Genomic DNA, 17615 nt, shown 5'->3' with positions numbered 1-17615 from the left:
TTTTGGTAAATGGTCTGGAACCGAAGTCAAGATTGACGGCGAAGACATTTTGATCATGAAAGAGTCAGACATTATGGGCATTATCGCTTAATATAACAACTTTTTAAGGAGAAAAACTATGGCTGCTAAAGATATAAAATTTGGTGCAGATGCACGCGAACGTATGATGCGTGGCGTTGACATTCTTGCGGATACAGTAAAAGTAACACTGGGTCCTAAGGGGCGTAATGTTGTATTCAGTAAATCATTTGGGGCACCGCGCATCACCAAAGACGGCGTTACTGTTGCAAAGGAAATTGAACTGAGTGATCCCTTTGAAAATATGGGCGCCCAAATGGTCCGTGAGGTCGCATCAAAGACAGCTGATCTTGCCGGAGATGGGACAACAACATCAACCGTTTTAACACAAGCCATCGTCCGTGAGGGTGTGCGCGCCCTTGCCGGTGGCATGAATCCGATTAGTCTCAAGCGAGGCATCGAGCATGCTGTTGCGTTGGTCGTTGAAACGCTCAAAAAACGTTCTAAAAAAGTATCAACAAATTCTGAGATTGCCCAGGTTGCGACTATTTCTGCAAATGGTGACAAAGAAATTGGCGAAATTATTGCCAAAGCCATGGAAAAAGTAGGTAATGAAGGCGTTATTACTGTAGAGGAAGCAAAATCACTGGATACAGAACTCGAGGTTGTTGAAGGTATGCAGTTTGATCGTGGGTACATATCACCGTACTTCGTAACCAACTCCGAACGTATGCTCACAGAATTTGATAATCCTTACATTTTGATTGTTGAGAAGAAACTGTCTTCTCTACAGCCACTGTTGCCAACACTTGAAAGCGTCATGCAGTCTGGTCGACCTCTTCTTATTATTGCTGAGGACGTTGAGGGCGAAGTGTTAGCAACGCTTGTTGTGAACAAACTACGAAGCGGTCTCAAAATTGCTGCAGTGAAAGCCCCAGGGTTTGGTGATCGTCGGAAGGCCATGCTAGAGGACATCGCTATTCTCACAAATGCGCAGGTTGTTTCCGAAGACATGGGCATGAAGCTTGAAAATGTTACTCTGGATACACTTGGCCAAGCAAAGAAAGTGCGCATTAGCAAAGACGAGACTGTGATTGTTGATGGATCAGGAGAAAAAGTGAATATTGAAGCACGTTGCGGACAAATTCGCCGACAAGCGGAAGAATCAACATCAGACTACGATCGTGAAAAGCTCCAAGAACGTCTTGCGAAACTTTCCGGAGGTGTTGCCATCGTTCGCGTTGGTGGTGCAACAGAAGTGGAAGTAAAAGAAAAGAAAGACCGCGTTGACGATGCCCTAGCAGCGACACGTGCGGCCGTTGAAGAAGGCATTGTTGCAGGTGGCGGTGTTGCCCTTCTTTACAGCACAAATGAGCTCGCCAGCATCAAAGCAGATCACGACGAAGAACGCGTTGGGCATGAAATCGTTCGTCGCGCGCTATCATCTCCTATTCGCCAAATTGCTGTGAATGCGGGTGCTGATGGTTCAATCGTTGTCGGCAAAATCCATGATAAAAATGATCCAAACTTTGGTTACAATGCCTTAACAGATGAATATGGTGACATGTTCAAGTTTGGCATTGTTGATCCGACAAAGGTCGTTCGTGCAGCGCTGCAGGATGCAGCATCCATTGCAGGATTGCTCATCACAACCGAGGCCATGATTGCTGATAAGCCCGAAAAGAAAGAAACTCCTGATATGAGTGGAATGGGCGGAATGGGTGGAATGGGCGGAATGGGTGGAATGGGCGGATTCTAATCCCCCTTTGTACCTTTCTGATGTTCACTTAACAAAAAAAGAGGAGTTCACACTCCTCTTTTTTTATTGAATAACTGGCGTACCCTTAGGAAATGATCTTGGCTGTGGAATCTCCTTCTACATCCTGGGAAGATTCCATAATTTGCACCAAACCTTTCACGATTTCCATGGATGCCGTAATCATTTGTTTCTCATGGGCATTTGCCTTAGGAATCATATCTTTCAACGTATACATCGTGCGTTGTAACTCAGCTATTGAGGCCTTGAGCATGGCAGAGCTTGCTGTTTTCTCACCCGCGCGCGCTGCCTGGATAATCTTTGGCAAAGATATCACCATAACTGAAGAGCCTGCAGAGCGATCTGCTTCCGCTCCTTCTAAATCCCCTGACTGGACCCTCATCGCTTGCCCAAGATCCTTCAAGGGCTGAGTATCAAAATAACGATTTTTTGGGGATTTTTTCTCTTTTGTTTTTTTGATAGAAGGCGGTTTTTTCTTTGAATCACCTTGATCGGACACAACAGGTTTGCTTTTTCCAAACCAACCACTAAACCAGCTGCTCGACACCTCTTTTTTTGTCTTTTTTTCTGTATCAGCAGGTTTCTCAGATTCTGTCTTACTTTGAGATAATTGTGTTTCTTTTTGAGGAACCTCATCAGTAGCGGTGCGTTGCGAAGAGGATGATTCTTCTAGACGCACATCAGGCTCTGCGTCTTTTTTCTGCCCACGGGATACCTCAGAAGAAGTCTGTGTATCCACAATGGATGAAGACTCAGAGGGAAGAGTTTTCTGATCCTGGTTATATGCGGATTTTTTTTGCGAGGGAATAGTTTTACCAGGATTGTCTTCCCTTACCGCATCAACGCCTTGAATACTGCCATTTTTCCACAGAGGAAGAGAAAGCCCAGAAACCACAACGGCTAACTTGCATTCCTCATACGATTTTTTATGCCCTGGAGTATTGAGAAGAGTCTTATCTGCCTTTTGATAGTTTTCAGGATACATTATATGCTTACCTGAAAGATTAAGCGCATAGGTTCCATCAGGATTTTTTTGAAAAATAGCCTCTCGACACTTTTTTACACAAGCACGACCTTGTCCTTTGGGATCTTGTCGACAGCTTTTTCTGCTGCATAAATCCTCACACATAACAGAGGCATTACCCGCTTGGGCATGTGCACGCTTTGAAGCATCCAAAGAATCATAAGTCCATCGGAATTTTCCACGCGACTTCACCCGGGATTTTAATGAAGTATCATGTGTCTTTTCTCGGTTGCGAGAGTCAAGCTCCTGGTCATATCCTTTGCGCAATCCCGAAGAATGGTTGCCCTGGTCACGCACCGTTTCCGCACCAACCCTGTGTGTGAAAAGTGACAAAAAAGTCACCGAAAGCACTGCTACATATCTTCTCATCGTCTGACCCTAAAAATAACTTCACAAAATATTATCACGATAAGGTAAACAAAACACTTTCTTATTTATAACGTAGCCTTCGGTAAACCTCACCTTCAAATGACCAAATTGTCTCTTGAACCATCTTCTTAAAGATTGCCTCCATCATAATTTGATAAAAGGGCGCACGAAATAAAAAGGAGATATAAAAATCAACCTGCGTGGAAATACGCTCATGTGCCTCGTGACACGAATGAAATGTCCATACATTTTCAAGGTGCACAAAAGGCCCCTTACCATACGCCACACGAATAGAAACAGGAGGGTCAAAATAAACCGTACACGTATATGTTTCACAAAAAGGCCCAATCCCTGCGACAACGCTCGCCTGCAATTGATTATCCGACCGGGACAAAACCTTCACACGTTTGCATCCCTTGATGTAAGAGGGATACGCTTCAACGTCTGCAACAATTTCAAATAAATCAGCTGCACGGAAGGGTAATAGGCGCGATTCGCTATATTCGGTCATAGGCCCCAAAGCACTCCTGGCGCGCTTCTTTTAAGCGAAGAAAGTCAGCATCTGCGTGATACGATGAGCGCGTCAAAGGTGAGCTAGATACCACCAAAAAACCTTTTCCTTTTGCCATATCCGCATAGTCCTCAAAAGAATCTGGTGTAATAAAATCAATCACTGGATGGTGTTTCGGTGATGGCTGTAAATATTGGCCAATTGTTAAAAAATCAACGTCAGCGGAACGCAGGTCATCCATCACTTGATAAATTTCTTCTTTTGTTTCACCAAGACCAACCATAATGCCCGATTTTGTAAAAATAGTAGGATCATATTTCTTGACATCTGCGAGCAGTTTTAGTGAGTGAAAGTACCTAGCACCAGGCCTTACGGATGCATAAAGCCTGGGAACTGTTTCAAGATTGTGATTAAAGACATCTGGCTTTGCACGGACTACATCTAAGTACGCGTCCCCCTTACGCAAGAAATCTGGTGTTAGCACCTCAACCGTTGTGTGCGGGCAGCGATTACGAACGGCAGTTATGGTACGCGCAAAATGCTCAGCACCACCATCAACCAAATCATCCCGATCTACCGATGTTATCACCACATGTCGTAAACCCAAATTTTCTAAAGCTTCTGCGACGCGATCTGGCTCATGGGGATCAAGTTGATCAGGACGTCCCGTAGCAATATCACAAAACCGACAGGCTCGCGTGCATACGGCACCTAAAATCATAATGGTCGCATGACGTTTTGCCCAACATTCGCCGATGTTAGGACATGAAGCTTCTTCGCATACAGTATTCAGTTTGTAGTGCGCAATCAACGTCTTGGTTGCTTTATATTCCCGGGATACGGGCGCCTTTACCCGTATCCATTCAGGTTTTTGCAAACGAAATTTTGTTTGTATGTCAGCCACAGATATTCCTCACAAACAAATCTATATATGTAATGGGCGATCAAATGCCTGCAAAACGGACTCATGGATCATTTCAGACATTGTCGGATGCGGATAAACCGTCTTCATAATTTCAGCCTCTGTTAGTTCCCCTGATTTCGCAAGCACAAAACCATGGATAAGCTCTGTCACACCATCACCAATCATATGAGCACCGAGCAGTTCCCCCGATTGGGCATCAAAGATAGTTTTAATAAATCCCTCGATCTCTCCTGAGGCTAGGGCTTTTCCGTTGCCAATGAAGGGGAATTTCCCCACCTTGATTGATAGTCCCCGGGCAACAGCCTCCGCTTCACTTATCCCCACACTGGCAACTTGGGGGTAACTATAAGTGCAACTCGGAATACACGATTTATCTAAAGCATGTGTTTTCTGTTTTGCAATATGTTCAATTGCGATCACTGCCTCGTGGCTGGCCTTGTGGGCAAGCCACGGCCCTCCTGTTACATCGCCAATTGCATATACTCCCGGTTCCGCTGTTTCCATGTAAGAATCAGTGATAATTTGAGATTTCTCAACCACAGCTTTTGTTTTTTCAAGTCCGATGTTTGCCACATTTCCTGCAATCCCAACAGCCGACAAAACCCGGTCAAATTGGTGAGATGCTTCATTTCCTGAGGCATCCTTGAGAACAACCTCCACAAGGTTTCCCTTTGGCTTGAGAGCAGAAACCGTAGTATTAGTTAGTAGGCTGATGCCCTGTTTTGCCAAAGACTTTTCCATAAATGCTGATACCTCACGATCTTCAACAGGTAAGATACGATCTTGAATCTCTATAACCGTCACTTTTGTGCCAAAGGTATTATAAAAGCTTGCAAACTCAATCCCAATAGCACCACTGCCAATCACCAAGAGAGAGTCTGGTCTTTTATCAGCCGTCATAGCATCTCGTGCTGTCCAAATATGGGTGTGATTCGGCTGAACATGAGGTAATGCTTTGGCTGTTGCTCCGGTTGCTACAATTACATGTGCAGCCTCCAACAATCTTTCATCATTGCCATGTGTCACACGGACCATAAAATTCGCCGCGTCCTTTCCCAGGATGCTACCCCACCCCTTCACCACTGTTATTGTGTTTTTTTTCATCAACCCCGCAATACCCCTCGTCAACTGATTGGAGACATGCCGCGACCGAGCAATCACTTTTTTCCAGTCAACCTTCATGCTTGTAACATTTAGCCCAAATTCAGTAGCCTCATGAATGTGACGATACATTTCAGCTGTTTTGAGAAGGGCTTTTGTCGGAATACACCCCCAATTCAGGCACACGCCACCGAGTTCTTCCGCTTCAATAAGGGCAACACGCAGACCAAGCTGCGCCGCGCGAATAGCTCCCACATAACCACCAGGACCTGCACCGATAATAATTACGTCAAATGATGATGAGTCAATCATGGATTATTCCTTCAATAAAATTCACCGCAATTATCTGGGCGTACCCTAAAATTCATACTATACTCGTGCCTATGACTCAAGCACAACGCACAATTCTTGTTGTAGATGATGACACACGCTTGCGTGTGCTTCTGGATGAGTACCTTTGTCGCAATAACTTCTCCGTCATTTCTGTGGAAAGCGCCCACGCGGCAAGGATGCATCTTTGCAATAGCCAAACAATAATTGATCTTGCTATTTTTGATGTCATGATGCCCGGTGAATCAGGGATTTCCCTCCTCATGTGGCTACGTGCTGAGTCTCCGCTTGTTCGGCAGACTCTTCCTGTCATTATGCTTACAGCATGCGGTGACACACATGACCGTATCCAAGGCCTTCACAAAGGGGCAGACGACTACCTTGGTAAACCCTTTGAGCCGGAAGAATTGATTTTGCGCATTACAAATATTTTAAAACGCATGCAACTGCCTGATCATACAATTAAAAAACCTGTTTGTGTAACTTTTGGAGACTATACTTTTGATATGAGCCAACAAACCCTTTGCAAAAGAAATGTTCCAATTCCTCTTACAACGAACGATCGCTGTTTGTTGAACTTGTTCGCACACCACATGGGGGAGCTAATAACCAGAGAAAATCTAGCAGCTCACATGGGTGTAGAGCTTTCCCCACGCAGTGTTGATGTGCAAATTGCGCGCTTGCGCCAGAAAATTGAACCTGATCCCAAAGCCCCTTTATACCTTGTCACTGAACGTCACAAGGGGTATGTCTTAAAGCCTTAAACTACCTCAGGAACCAACATGTGGAAACCATTTAAAGCCCTTAAAATATTTCTTCCCCGAACACTCTTTGGGCGATCCTTGCTCATTCTTTTAACACCCCTTGTGCTGGTCCAGATTATTACAACAACGGTGTTTTATGATCGTCACTGGACATGGGTGACGCGCCATTTGGGCAATCGGATTGCTCAAGAGTTCGTAACCGTTATAGAAGATTATGCCAACAACCCAACAAAGGGTATTGCAACAGCCAAGAGGTTTCAAATTGAACCACAGCTGAGCAAGAAAAAACCCTTGATAAAGCTGCGGGCAAATGGGGTTGTTCGCAAATACATGCATAGAAATCTGCGCAAATCATTGGATAGACCTTTTCAGTTAGGGGTTCGCAAGAACTTTATTTATCTGATTACCCCTCACCAAAGTGAGTGGTTGATTTTGCGCACGCCACGCAAGTACCTTTCTCCCATAGCAACACCCGTTTTTTTGCTTTGGGCATTTTTTACACCTCTTCTTTTCTTTCTGGCAGCAGCTATTTTTATGCGCAATCACGTACGTCCTATGCGACGCTTAGCCGATGCAGCCTATCACTTCGGACGGGGGGATCATTCTTTTAACTTTAGACCTGAGGGCGCCGAAGAAGTAAAGCGGGCCGGTGTAGCCTTTCAAGTCATGCAACAACGTATCCAACGACAAATGAGCATGCGCACCGAGATGCTTGCTTCGGTTTCCCATGATTTACGCACACCCCTAACGCGTATGGAGCTCGCTATAACCTTAATGGATCCTTCTACCCAAACAGAAGGGATAATGAAAGACATCAAAGAAATGACAAACCTCGTGAATGCCTATTTAGCGTTTGCCAAGGGCCAAGAAGACAGCGAGCCTGTTGACACAGTAAACCTCACAGATTTGATTATCGAAACGGCAGCCTCTGTATCTATAGAGCAAATAACCCAGGATATTAATATCCCCGCACAGACAATGTTTCGCTGTCGACGGGGGCTTTTGCTACGTGGCCTACGCAATATTCTTGAAAATGCCCTTCGCTACGGAACGCACGCATGGATACACACCTATACCAGCAAAGACTACATATATATAAGTGTTGAGGATAATGGCCCTGGTATTCCTGCAGAGGCACGTCTTGATGTCTTTAAACCTTTTTTCCGACTAGAAGAATCGCGTAACCCTCAAACCGGTGGCACTGGCTTAGGACTTAGTATCACAAAAGATGCTATTGTGCGTCATGGAGGACGCATCAGTCTAAGTGACAGCCGCCATGGAGGCCTGGGAGTTAACATCAAACTTCCGCGTTAGAACCGCGATAAAAACACGGGAGATAAGGAAGCTAAGGCCAAACAGGAAACAGATGTTTAATTTTTATGACGGTAAATTCTTGGAAGCATCATCCGCGCACGCTTTGTAAATTTCCGCTTTAAAGTCTTCAATCTCCACATCGCGGATTGTTGATTCTACCTGAGAGACTATCGCCTCCCGCCAGGCGCGATAACGAATAACAAGGCGTGCCACAAGGCGCATAGATCGGGGGATATCCTCGGGCCTAAGTACAAAAATACCTACAGCAAAGATCACCAACCACTCATTGAGTGAGCCCAGCATTATTTCTTTTTAATGGGCTTTTTGGCTGCAGGCTTTTTGGCATTAGCACCGGCACTCTTGGCTAAAGAGGGCTTTGCAGGTGCCTTTTTCTGCGCCGTTTTCTTAACAACACTCTTCGTCGCAGAAAGCTTTTTTATAGGTGTCTTCAAAGGTGTCTTTTTTACAGGAGAGTCTTTGCGCGCAGACGCCAAAGAAACAATATTTCCTTTATGTGCATCATCACTCACTTCATCTTTAAAAGCCTTAACACCCTTACCAAACTCCTTCAGGAATTTGTGAATACTTTGTGAACGAAAGGCTAGAAAAACAAGACCAGCAATTAACGCAATTTGCCAAAAACCAAAACTCATGTGGGATCAATAGATAATACTGTTAAAAAGTATAAGCCTTTGCTGAACACACAACAAGCGCTTTTTTAATTTGTCACTGTGAACCGCGATGGTCGTCAGAATCCGTGGAAAATCCCTTCCACTTTCCGCAAGGAAGATTCCAAAACGCAAGACCCATCACGGGGTTATGTTGAGGATTGATAGTGGGGTCTTTGGAACCATCATCAAACATCCATATGCTTAAAACCAACCTTCATATAGGCATAAGCCGTAATAATGGTGAGACCAGCAGAAAGCCAAAGAAGGAAAACTCCCACAGCATGGGTGGGGAAAACATCTCCTCCTCCTGATCCCAATACCAATGCCCCGACTGCTACCATCTGTAACGCTGTTTTCCACTTGGCGCCACGTGAAACCGGAAGAAGAATTTGAACGCTTGCAAGATATTCCCGTAGCCCAGATACTAAAATTTCTCGACACAAAATTATAAGCGCTGGCAAGACATGGACCCCCTCGATCCGATCCATCGAAACAAGTACGAATAAACACAAGGAAACCAACAGCTTGTCTGCAATAGGGTCAAGCGTACGACCAAAAGCAGAAACCTGATCCCAGCGCCGGGCAAAATATCCATCAAAAAAGTCCGTGATACAAGCAATCGCAAAAAACACCATAGCCCCAAAATTCATTGAGGGTGTATTAAGCCATAATAAACCAAGCACAAGAGGGATCACAGCAATACGCAGCAACGTTAGAAGATTTGGAAAGTTTAGTTTCACACAAAAAACCCCTGAATTATATTATTTGTAAGCGCACAAATTCCTTATCGCAAGAGTGAATAGGCGTTTTTCTAATAATTTCAGGGCTAACCTATCTATTTTCTTACTATTGAAAGGTTAGAGTTGCACATATCAGATCTCCATCATCTATTCTTGCCCACGCCCCACACACCCATAGAACGCATCAAGCCTTTCGCCATCAGAGTGTGGCACAGGAGAAGTGGTTGGACCCTGCGTGCCTAAGAGTTCAAGAGGCCTAAAATCACTAGAGAGCCTTTGTAATAACTCTGGGGTGCCGCATCGTGATACCCGGCCAGGGGCCACTTGACCCCAATCAGAAGAAGGGCTGTCCCTCCGCAACACACAGGACCAATCCGGACGCAGAATCTCTAGTGGGGGTGTATCAGCGTCCTCTCTTTCATGGGAGGATCGGGGACACCGTCTATCCTTTTCTGGATCTGTAGCACGCCAAGTCGTAGATGATGCGCCCAAACAGACTACTGGTGACTGAACGATGGATTCGTCCACCATCATACAGGGCAGATTCCAGGGAACAACGTCCGGTAAAGGATTATCAGGAGTCTGAGAGTCTGCCCTCTCATCGCCACTATAAAACCTACAAAATCCATCACTGGAAGACTCGCTCTCATAACAAACCCAGGGTGTCTGTTCAATCAAAGGAGTGAGATGATCACCACCTGAGTTCGTCGGTAAAAAATCTCTGCGGTCAAGGAAATACAGACCTGATTCCCCTAAAAAGCTTCTTGATACTTGCGGGAATGATTCTCGACCAACAGATTGAGATGAAGAGGAGGCCACAGCAATTGTTACAACAGAGAAAAAGAGTGCGCAATGACGCAGAAGAGTTTTCATAAGCAAAGATTCCCTTAGTTTTCCTTATAAACACATAGCCCCACCGCCAAGCACAGGGCTTTGTCAACAGTGTAGGCATACGCTCCAAAAAGATATCCCCGGATTATTACGGTACTTTCTACACACGTTTGTTGACATCACAAATGAAAGTTTTACCGCAAGGAATCGTAAATATCTTGAGCCAACGCACGACTGATACCCGGAACACGGGCTAAATCATCAACACCTGCTTGCTTAATGGCGCGGGGAGACCCAAAAAAATGAAGCAAGGCTTTTTTACGTATCGGACCAACACCCGGGAGGGTATCCAAAATAGATTGACGCACATCCTTCTGGCGTTTTTGGCGATTTCCAGCAAGGGCAAAACGGTGGGCTTCATCACGCAATCGCTGAATATAAAACAACACAGGGTCATTTTCTGGCAACTGAAAAGTTGTTTTATCGGGTTTTACAAAAGTCTCCCGTCCTGCGTTACGATCCGGCCCCTTAGCAACGCCCAATACCTTCATGTGGCCAAGGCCTACATCCTGTAAGACCCCCATTACAGCACTGACCTGCCCTTTGCCGCCATCAATCAGGAGTAAATCTGGCAAAGAGGCTCCCTTTTCGTGAGTGCTCCCCGTAAAGCGGCGCTGCATGACTTCTCGCATCATGGCATAATCATCTCCTGGTATTAAGTCCGCGTTCTTCATCGTAAAACGGCGATAGCTTTTTTTATCAAAGCCATCCGGCGTTGCCACAACCATCACTCCTCCCGCATGCGTTCCCCCCAAATGGCTGTTATCATAAATCTCAATACGCAAGGGAGGGGAATCAAGACTCAGAAGCTGCTGTATTTTACCCAAAAGATCTCTGGTGGTTGCTTTTTTAGCAAGATAGCGCTCCAACGCATCTTTGGCATTGTGGCAGGCCATTGCCACAAGCTTAACTTTGTTTCCACGTTTAGGAATTTCAAGCTTCACCGTGCCTTTGCGCAACGCATGCAACGCTTGGCGTAGCAAATTTTCTTCATTTACCTCTTGCGAAAGAAAAATCATTTCTGGGGGCTCATGATCTTGGTAGTGCTGGAGGATAAATGCGCACAAGAAAGTCTCTGCAGGGATATCCTCGGGCAGCGGAACGACATGTGCAATGTTGCCATAGTGACTCCCATTGCGGTACACAAAAATTTGAACACTTGCATGGCCCCCAGCAACTTCCAAGGCTATGATATCCACATTTATGATATTAGGAACATGTATCATTTGTTTTGCTTGAACATGAGACAAGGCCTTGAGCTGATCACGTACACGCGCTGCCCGTTCATACGCTTGACTCTCACTGGCGGCTTGCATCTCCTCAGAAAGAAGCGTGTGGACCTGTGAGCGATCCCCACACAAGAGTTTCTCTGCACGCTTCACTTGTTCTGCATAGCTTTTTTCATCGATAAGCCCAACACACGGTGCACTGCACTGCTTAATGTGAAACTGCAAACAAGGACGTGTCCGATTGGAAAAGTAGGCGTTCGTGCAATTTCTCAAATGAAAAACCCGCTGAAGCAGGCTGAGCGTCTGGTCAATTGCGTAGGCAGAAACAAAAGGACCATAATAACTTTGTCCTTTTTTCCGAACACCACGATGTTTCATTACCTGTGGGAATGGGTGGTCTGTGAGTGTAATGTATGAATAGGATTTATCATCCTTAAGCAAAATATTGAATGGTGGTTTCCATTTTTTTATGAGGTTTGACTCCAACAACAAAGCCTCAAGCTCACTACTCGTAAGAATAAAATCCATCGATACTGTTTGGGAAACCATCCGTTGCAGGCGCAAAGGAAGGCGGTTTACTTGCGTATAGTTCGTCACACGATTCTTGAGATTACTGGCCTTACCCACGTATAATACAGCGCCATCCACCCCTAGCATCCGGTATACACCGGGGCCCTTAGGAAGACGGCGCACATATTCACCAATAATAGTGCGTCCTTGGATTACCTGCGGAGATATTTGATTCATGGGCAAACATTAGCAAAACTCCCATCACTGTACATTAAAAAAAGATCCCACAGGAGGGACTTTATATTGAAAAATCTGTAACCCACAAACAAAGCAAACGAATTATATAGGAATATGTTTGGGTGGTGATTCCGTATCCACAGATATCACTAGTAAGTAATATATATTCCCCCCAAAGTGGGTATTTTTTGAATGAGAAAAAACTTGGTTGTAAGTGCACACAAAAACTACAGTTTAAGAAATACATAAAAAACACTTTTTATTGTGTGTTTACTTTTTTATTAAAATATTATATAGTATAAAATATTACATAATTTTACACATTCTTATGACAATATTCGTTTCTTTTTTGCTTTTTTTCTTTGAACTGTGTGCTGGGTGCCCCACACCTCAAGATATCGTTAACGCCGGACGCAAGCAAATCCAGGTTACGACACAGTATGATCCAAGCTACAAAAGACTTCCCTATCCAGGTGGTGATGTAAGCAAGGACAGAGGTGTGTGTAGTGATGTCGTTGTACGCGCGTTACGGAGCATAGGCATTGACCTTCAAAAAGAAATCAAAGAAAGTATTCTCAAAAACCCCAAAAAATACACCAACTATTGGAATTCACCCATGCCTGATAGTAATATAGATCATCGGCGTGTACCTAACATGCTTACGTATTTTCGCATTAAGGGATGGGCGATGAAAAACACAGAGCCCACAAAGCCTGGTGATTTTATTATCTGGAAACTCCCCAGAGGCCAACTGCATATCGGTATTGTGAGTGACAGATTTGCTCCTGATGGAAGACACCCGTTGATTATTCATAATATTTGTTGTGGCGTCACAGAGGAAGACATTTGGAACGATTTTCCTATTCTTGCCAAAATACGGGTAATCTCTTAAGGAGATCCATGCAAAAACGGGGTTTTACAAGAAAAGCTGTTTCATGTTGGATCATTCGTTAGGCCGAAACATCAGAGGGACCAAGTCTAAGAAATCTTTTATATCCACAACACCTTTAGCTCGAGCTAAATATAAATATCTTTATAAATAAAAATAGGGTATATTTTACTTTTAGGCGGTCACTATGTTTCTAGGGAGATTGCATTTTGAGACCTGAATTACTTAAAAAACCCTTTCTTTTTCTTAGGCATGGGGAAACACCATGGAATGCAGAAAATCGCCTCATTGGACAGGAGGATATCCCCCTAAGTTTTGCCGGGATAGCCCAAGCTTATAAGGCGGCGCGTTTACTCAAGGACATACCTATTGACTGCGTTGTGCACAGTCCTCTTGGTCGTTGCACGAAAACCGCCATGATTGTCAATGCACACTTGCGCGCACACACGCGGGTAGAAGATGGGCTTCGCGAAGCTCATCTTGGGGAATTCCAAGGGTGCATTAAGGACGAACAAAAATCTTATAATGTATGGCTTACAAACCCCCCTTCTGATGCTGAGACTTTTCCAGATTTTCAAAAACGGGTGATGCGCACACTGCAAAATATACTCTTAGATGATCACGACAAAGCAACCTTGATTGTTTCACACGGGGGTGTTTTTGATGCACTGCAGAAATATCTTGGATTGCCAAAGTTTTACTTACCACTCGCAACGCCTGTGCTTATTTATCCTTGTCACGTGGCAAACAGGTGGAAACTCTGCGTCATGAGCGATCCATTTATTCAAACCCTTGATATGCCCACACTTGTTTCCCGAAAGAATGCAAAAATTCTCTCACTTGTCATATGTAACTCGGCTCAAAAGAGTCATTGCTAAATCCTTGATGAACGAATATGGTGACGAAAAAATATTTTCTTGACTGCAGGGGATAATTTCAATGCACAAACAACTTAATTCACTTATTATTTCCGGTGCCGTGGTCCTATCGGCGTTCCTTATCAGCGCAGGAATGCGGGAAGCATTTAGCCGCACCAGGAGCGGAATTGATGTAAAGGGTTACGCTGAAAAAACGATTGATTCTGATGTAATCAAGTGGAAGTTTCGGGCTGTTGGTCAGGGCAAAACCCTTGCACAGGCTCACCATCAGCTTCAAGAATATGCTGATGCCATACGCCAACACCTCAACGATCAAGGAATTCTCAGCAATGCAACTTGGGAAAGCCCTCTCTATACCTCATCTGAAAAAAAATATATCACCATCAAGGACATGGATAAAGAAACCCGCCAAACTGCAGTGGAAAAATATGAGGCACGCAAGGAGTTCACAGTCACCTCAACAGAGATTGATAAAATTGAAAAAGCCTCAAAAAGTATTGACGACCTCGTTGGAAAAAACATCAACCTGCGCACCCTTACAATCGAGTATTTCGCAAACACACTTAATGCCGCAAAAAGTGAACTATTAAGCCTTGCGACCCGCAACGCTTACGAAAGGGCGCAAACGCTAGCTAATGCATCACACAGCAAAATCAAAGGTATTTTGAAGGCTCGGCAGGGTGTGTTTCAAATTACCCCTGAATATTCCACAGAGAGCTCTGACAATGGATACTTTGATACATCATCACGACGCAAAACAGTTAAAGCAATTGCCGCCATTACTTTTGATATTGGTGAGTAGGATAATTTCAAGAAACGCCGTTTTTCTTTTCATTTATTGATCTCACTCACCTATGGACGACTGTCGTAGCCAGCCAATCCAAATGGTTGGGTGTTACCTTAATCTAGGGCGTTGACTTTTGAAAAAAGACGGCCTCTGCCGAGGGCATGTTCGCACGGATCTCACACCATCACCCTAATACGGACTTGGTAATTTGTCACTATCGGCCAAATCACTAAACTTAGTGAGAGACCCCTCAAAGTGCACCTTAACAATACCAATGGGTCCGTGACGTTGTTTTGCAACAATGACTTCCGCTTTCTTAAAGACTGCTTCCATCCGCGCTTGCCACTCTCTGTGTTTTTCCGTACCTTCTGGTGGTTCTTTACGTGACTCATAATATTCCTCACGATACACAAACATAACAACGTCAGCATCTTGTTCAATCGATCCAGATTCTCGCAAATCAGAAAGCTGGGGACGCTTATCATCGCGTTGCTCAACGGCGCGAGAAAGTTGCGATAATGCCAACACAGGAACGTTGAGTTCTTTTGCAATTGCCTTAAGGCCTCTGGTAATCTCAGAAAGTTCCTGCACACGATTATCGGATTTTGATCCCCCACCATGCAACAGCTGTAAATAATCAACAACAACCATTCCGATATTATGTTTGCGCTTGAGGCGGCGCGCCCGCGTACGCAGGGCAGATATACTCAAAGCGGGAGTGTCATCAATGAACAATGGTAGGCCTGCAAGCTCTCTACTTACACGCACAAAGTTGGGGAAATCCTCGTTACGCAAGGCTCCTCTGCGAATTTTATCCGATGAAATTTTTGCTTCTTGCCCCAATAGTCGTGTTGCTAATTGTTCGGCAGACATTTCCAATGAGAAAAAGGCCACCCCAGCGGATTGATCAGCATGCGCACGCAAAGCACTGCGGGCAGCATTGAAGGCAAAATTCGTGGCCAAGGCTGTTTTCCCCATGGACGGGCGACCAGCCAAAATAATCAAATCAGAAGGATGTAATCCTCCCAGCATCTGATCAATATCACGCAAGCCTGTCGTAACCCCCACCACGGAACCATCCCGCTTGTAGGCTATTTCAGCGGTGTTAATAGCCTCAATTAACGCTGCATGAAACGTCACGGCCGAGCGCTCAGAATCTCCTGATGTTGCAAGCTCAAAGAGCTTATGTTCTGTTTGCTCAATTAACTGAACCGCCCCCTCTTCAATGGTGAAACTTCGCGCCTTGTTAACCATTGTTTCCCCAACATCAATCAACTGACGACGCAAATAGCTATCACGGATGACACGCGCATACTCTTCCGCATTCACAATAGAAACAACATTTTCAACCAAATTAATGAGAAAGCGGCGCACACTTCCCTCAGCATCTTCTTCGGTTAAATTCTCCGCCAAATATTTATTCAACGTAATCGGGTCAGCCACATGGCCTTTCTCAATGAGATGTCTAATCGCCCGATACATCTCACCGTGAAAGCTCTCACTAAACGACTCGGGCTGGAGAATATCCCCAACACGTTCATAAATAGTATTATTACGCAAGAGCGCGCTTAAGAGAGCCTGTTCCGCCTCCAGATTATGTGGAATGGTTTTCGCATTCACTCCCGCCGTCAAAAAATTGTTTACCTTTTCTACTTCAGACATAGAAGAGTCCCCAAGAACATGATAGGTTCAAAATATTGCCACATTATGTTGTTATTATTCGCATACACTACCAAAGGTCAATGATAAAATCATGAAGAACCAGATAATTTCTCCAAAGTTTATTGCTACTTTATTTTCGATTTTATGGTCTTTAATTTATACAATAAACGTGACAATTACTAAATTCATTGATTGTGACTTAGATAATACGGTGATTGTTTTTTGGCGCAGTTTTTTTGGGTTATTGCTCTTTCTGCCAGTAATCATTAACAAGGGACCAGTTGTTTTTAAAACACAACACCCTTGGCAGCATTTCGTTCGGGCATTTTTTTTAACGGCGGCGATCTGGTTCACATACAAGTCGTATCGATTTCTTCCCTTGACGTTTGCCACAAGTATTGGATTTACATCACCGCTCATTATGGCCTTGCTTTCTATTTTTATTCTTGGCGAAAAAGTGTCACCCCAACGATGGGTCATTATTTTGATTGGATATGTGGGTGTTCTGGTCATCGTGCGACCAGGCATTATTGCGGTTAATAAATATGTGATTATGGCCATTCTTGCTAACATAACTGCCGGTTTGTCTCTTATTCTTGTGCGCTACTTATCAAGCCATGACAAAACATCCACCATTTTATTCTATGCGCACTTAGGCACATTTGTTTTTGCAAGCATTCTGGTGATCTACGATTGGCAACCCATTGCCACCGGAGAAGTGCACAAAATTGCCGTTATGTCATTGTGTGGTTTAACAGCACAATACTTGTACGCAACCGCCGTGAAGTATGCTGAGGCGTCGTATGTGTCCCCTTTTGAGTACCTTCGTATTATTTTTGCGGTTCCCCTTGCTGTCATCTTTTTCAATGAAACCATAGATTTGTGGGTCATTGGCGGCACCACCATCATTATCGCAAGTACATGGGTTCTTAGTCGGATGTCACAGGTAAAAGGTGCTGTCTAAAAGCTGGATCAGGTTGTCTCAGGT

General features: G+C 44.5%; 19 protein-coding genes (1 of these 19 only partly in view). 8 read left to right on the top strand and 11 right to left on the bottom strand.

The features are described from left to right. Together groES and groL are read left to right on the top strand one after the other, a co-directional pair. Positions 1-91, top strand: partial view of a co-chaperone GroES gene (groES, locus tag H6849_02470; protein ID USO00958.1) — the 3' end only. The gene continues 197 nt to the left of window position 1, outside the view; 91 of the gene's 288 nt are visible here — the last part of the coding sequence; its start codon lies beyond the left edge, outside the window; its stop codon occupies positions 89-91. A 27-nt stretch (positions 92-118) separates the two neighbouring features. Then, positions 119-1777, top strand: a complete 1659-nt coding sequence (groL, locus tag H6849_02465; protein USO00957.1) for a chaperonin GroEL — start codon at positions 119-121, stop codon at positions 1775-1777. A gap of 85 nt (positions 1778-1862) precedes the next feature. Here groL and H6849_02460 read toward each other — a convergent pair whose 3' ends face one another. The 4 genes from H6849_02460 to lpdA form a co-directional block, all read right to left on the bottom strand. Then, on the bottom strand, positions 1863-3188 hold the full coding sequence (locus tag H6849_02460; GenBank protein ID USO00956.1) for a hypothetical protein: 1326 nt from the start codon (positions 3186-3188) through the stop codon (positions 1863-1865). 61 nt (positions 3189-3249) lie between these two features. Continuing rightward, positions 3250-3699: a type II toxin-antitoxin system RatA family toxin gene (locus H6849_02455; GenBank protein ID USO00955.1), complete on the bottom strand. Its 450-nt coding sequence runs from the start codon at positions 3697-3699 to the stop codon at positions 3250-3252. Beyond that, a complete protein-coding gene (gene lipA, locus H6849_02450) occupies positions 3686-4609 on the bottom strand; it encodes a lipoyl synthase (GenBank protein ID USO01908.1) in 924 nt (307 codons plus the stop codon). The genes H6849_02455 and lipA overlap by 14 nt, the downstream gene beginning before the upstream one ends. A gap of 15 nt (positions 4610-4624) precedes the next feature. Further along, positions 4625-6037, bottom strand: coding sequence for a dihydrolipoyl dehydrogenase (gene lpdA, locus H6849_02445; GenBank protein USO01878.1), 1413 nt, complete (start codon positions 6035-6037; stop codon positions 4625-4627). Here lpdA and H6849_02440 point away from each other — a divergent pair. Together H6849_02440 and H6849_02435 are read left to right on the top strand one after the other, a co-directional pair. After that, positions 6019-6819, top strand: coding sequence for a response regulator (locus H6849_02440; GenBank protein ID USO01877.1), 801 nt, complete (start codon positions 6019-6021; stop codon positions 6817-6819). The two genes, lpdA and H6849_02440, sit on opposite strands and share 19 nt — an antisense overlap. Before the next feature lie 18 nt (positions 6820-6837). After that, on the top strand, positions 6838-8133 hold the full coding sequence (locus H6849_02435) for a HAMP domain-containing protein (GenBank protein USO01876.1): 1296 nt from the start codon (positions 6838-6840) through the stop codon (positions 8131-8133). Between the two features lie 63 nt (positions 8134-8196). Here H6849_02435 and H6849_02430 read toward each other — a convergent pair whose 3' ends face one another. From H6849_02430 to uvrC, 6 genes are all read right to left on the bottom strand, one after another. Then, positions 8197-8436: a hypothetical protein gene (locus tag H6849_02430; GenBank protein ID USO01875.1), complete on the bottom strand. Its 240-nt coding sequence runs from the start codon at positions 8434-8436 to the stop codon at positions 8197-8199. Beyond that, on the bottom strand, positions 8436-8786 hold the full coding sequence (locus H6849_02425; protein USO01874.1) for a twin-arginine translocase TatA/TatE family subunit: 351 nt from the start codon (positions 8784-8786) through the stop codon (positions 8436-8438). Before H6849_02425 ends, H6849_02430 begins: the two co-directional genes overlap by 1 nt. 73 nt (positions 8787-8859) lie before the next feature. Then, positions 8860-8997 carry a hypothetical protein gene (locus H6849_02420; GenBank protein ID USO01873.1) on the bottom strand — a complete coding sequence of 46 codons (138 nt, stop codon included), beginning with the start codon at positions 8995-8997 and terminating at the stop codon, positions 8860-8862. Further along, positions 8990-9544: a CDP-diacylglycerol--glycerol-3-phosphate 3-phosphatidyltransferase gene (gene pgsA / locus H6849_02415; protein ID USO01872.1), complete on the bottom strand. Its 555-nt coding sequence runs from the start codon at positions 9542-9544 to the stop codon at positions 8990-8992. Before pgsA ends, H6849_02420 begins: the two co-directional genes overlap by 8 nt. A gap of 147 nt (positions 9545-9691) precedes the next feature. Continuing rightward, positions 9692-10417, bottom strand: a complete 726-nt coding sequence (locus H6849_02410) for a hypothetical protein (protein USO01871.1) — start codon at positions 10415-10417, stop codon at positions 9692-9694. A gap of 152 nt (positions 10418-10569) precedes the next feature. After that, the gene (uvrC, locus tag H6849_02405) at positions 10570-12411 is read right to left on the bottom strand and encodes an excinuclease ABC subunit UvrC (GenBank protein ID USO01870.1); all 1842 of its coding nucleotides are present in this window, start codon (positions 12409-12411) and stop codon (positions 10570-10572) included. Positions 12412-12739: 328 nt separating this feature from the next. On the opposite strand from uvrC, the gene H6849_02400 reads away from it, so the two are divergent. From H6849_02400 to H6849_02390, 3 genes are all read left to right on the top strand, one after another. Next, the gene (locus tag H6849_02400) at positions 12740-13303 is read left to right on the top strand and encodes a DUF1287 domain-containing protein (GenBank protein ID USO01869.1); all 564 of its coding nucleotides are present in this window, start codon (positions 12740-12742) and stop codon (positions 13301-13303) included. Positions 13304-13509: 206 nt separating this feature from the next. After that, positions 13510-14178, top strand: a complete 669-nt coding sequence (locus H6849_02395; protein USO01868.1) for a histidine phosphatase family protein — start codon at positions 13510-13512, stop codon at positions 14176-14178. A gap of 61 nt (positions 14179-14239) precedes the next feature. Beyond that, positions 14240-14980, top strand: coding sequence for an SIMPL domain-containing protein (locus H6849_02390; GenBank protein ID USO01867.1), 741 nt, complete (start codon positions 14240-14242; stop codon positions 14978-14980). Between the two features lie 174 nt (positions 14981-15154). Here the strand turns inward: H6849_02390 and H6849_02385 are convergent, their stop codons facing one another. After that, positions 15155-16627, bottom strand: a complete 1473-nt coding sequence (locus H6849_02385; GenBank protein USO01866.1) for a replicative DNA helicase — start codon at positions 16625-16627, stop codon at positions 15155-15157. A gap of 91 nt (positions 16628-16718) precedes the next feature. Here H6849_02385 and H6849_02380 point away from each other — a divergent pair, with 91 nt between their 5' ends. Further along, positions 16719-17591 carry a DMT family transporter gene (locus tag H6849_02380; GenBank protein ID USO01865.1) on the top strand — a complete coding sequence of 291 codons (873 nt, stop codon included), beginning with the start codon at positions 16719-16721 and terminating at the stop codon, positions 17589-17591. Positions 17592-17615: the final 24 nt, after the last annotated feature.

The sequence above is a fragment of the Alphaproteobacteria bacterium genome (assembly GCA_023898725.1).
Classification (GTDB): domain Bacteria; phylum Pseudomonadota; class Alphaproteobacteria; order JAUHZC01; family JAUHZC01.
This window is presented reverse-complemented; position numbering and strand designations above follow the sequence as displayed.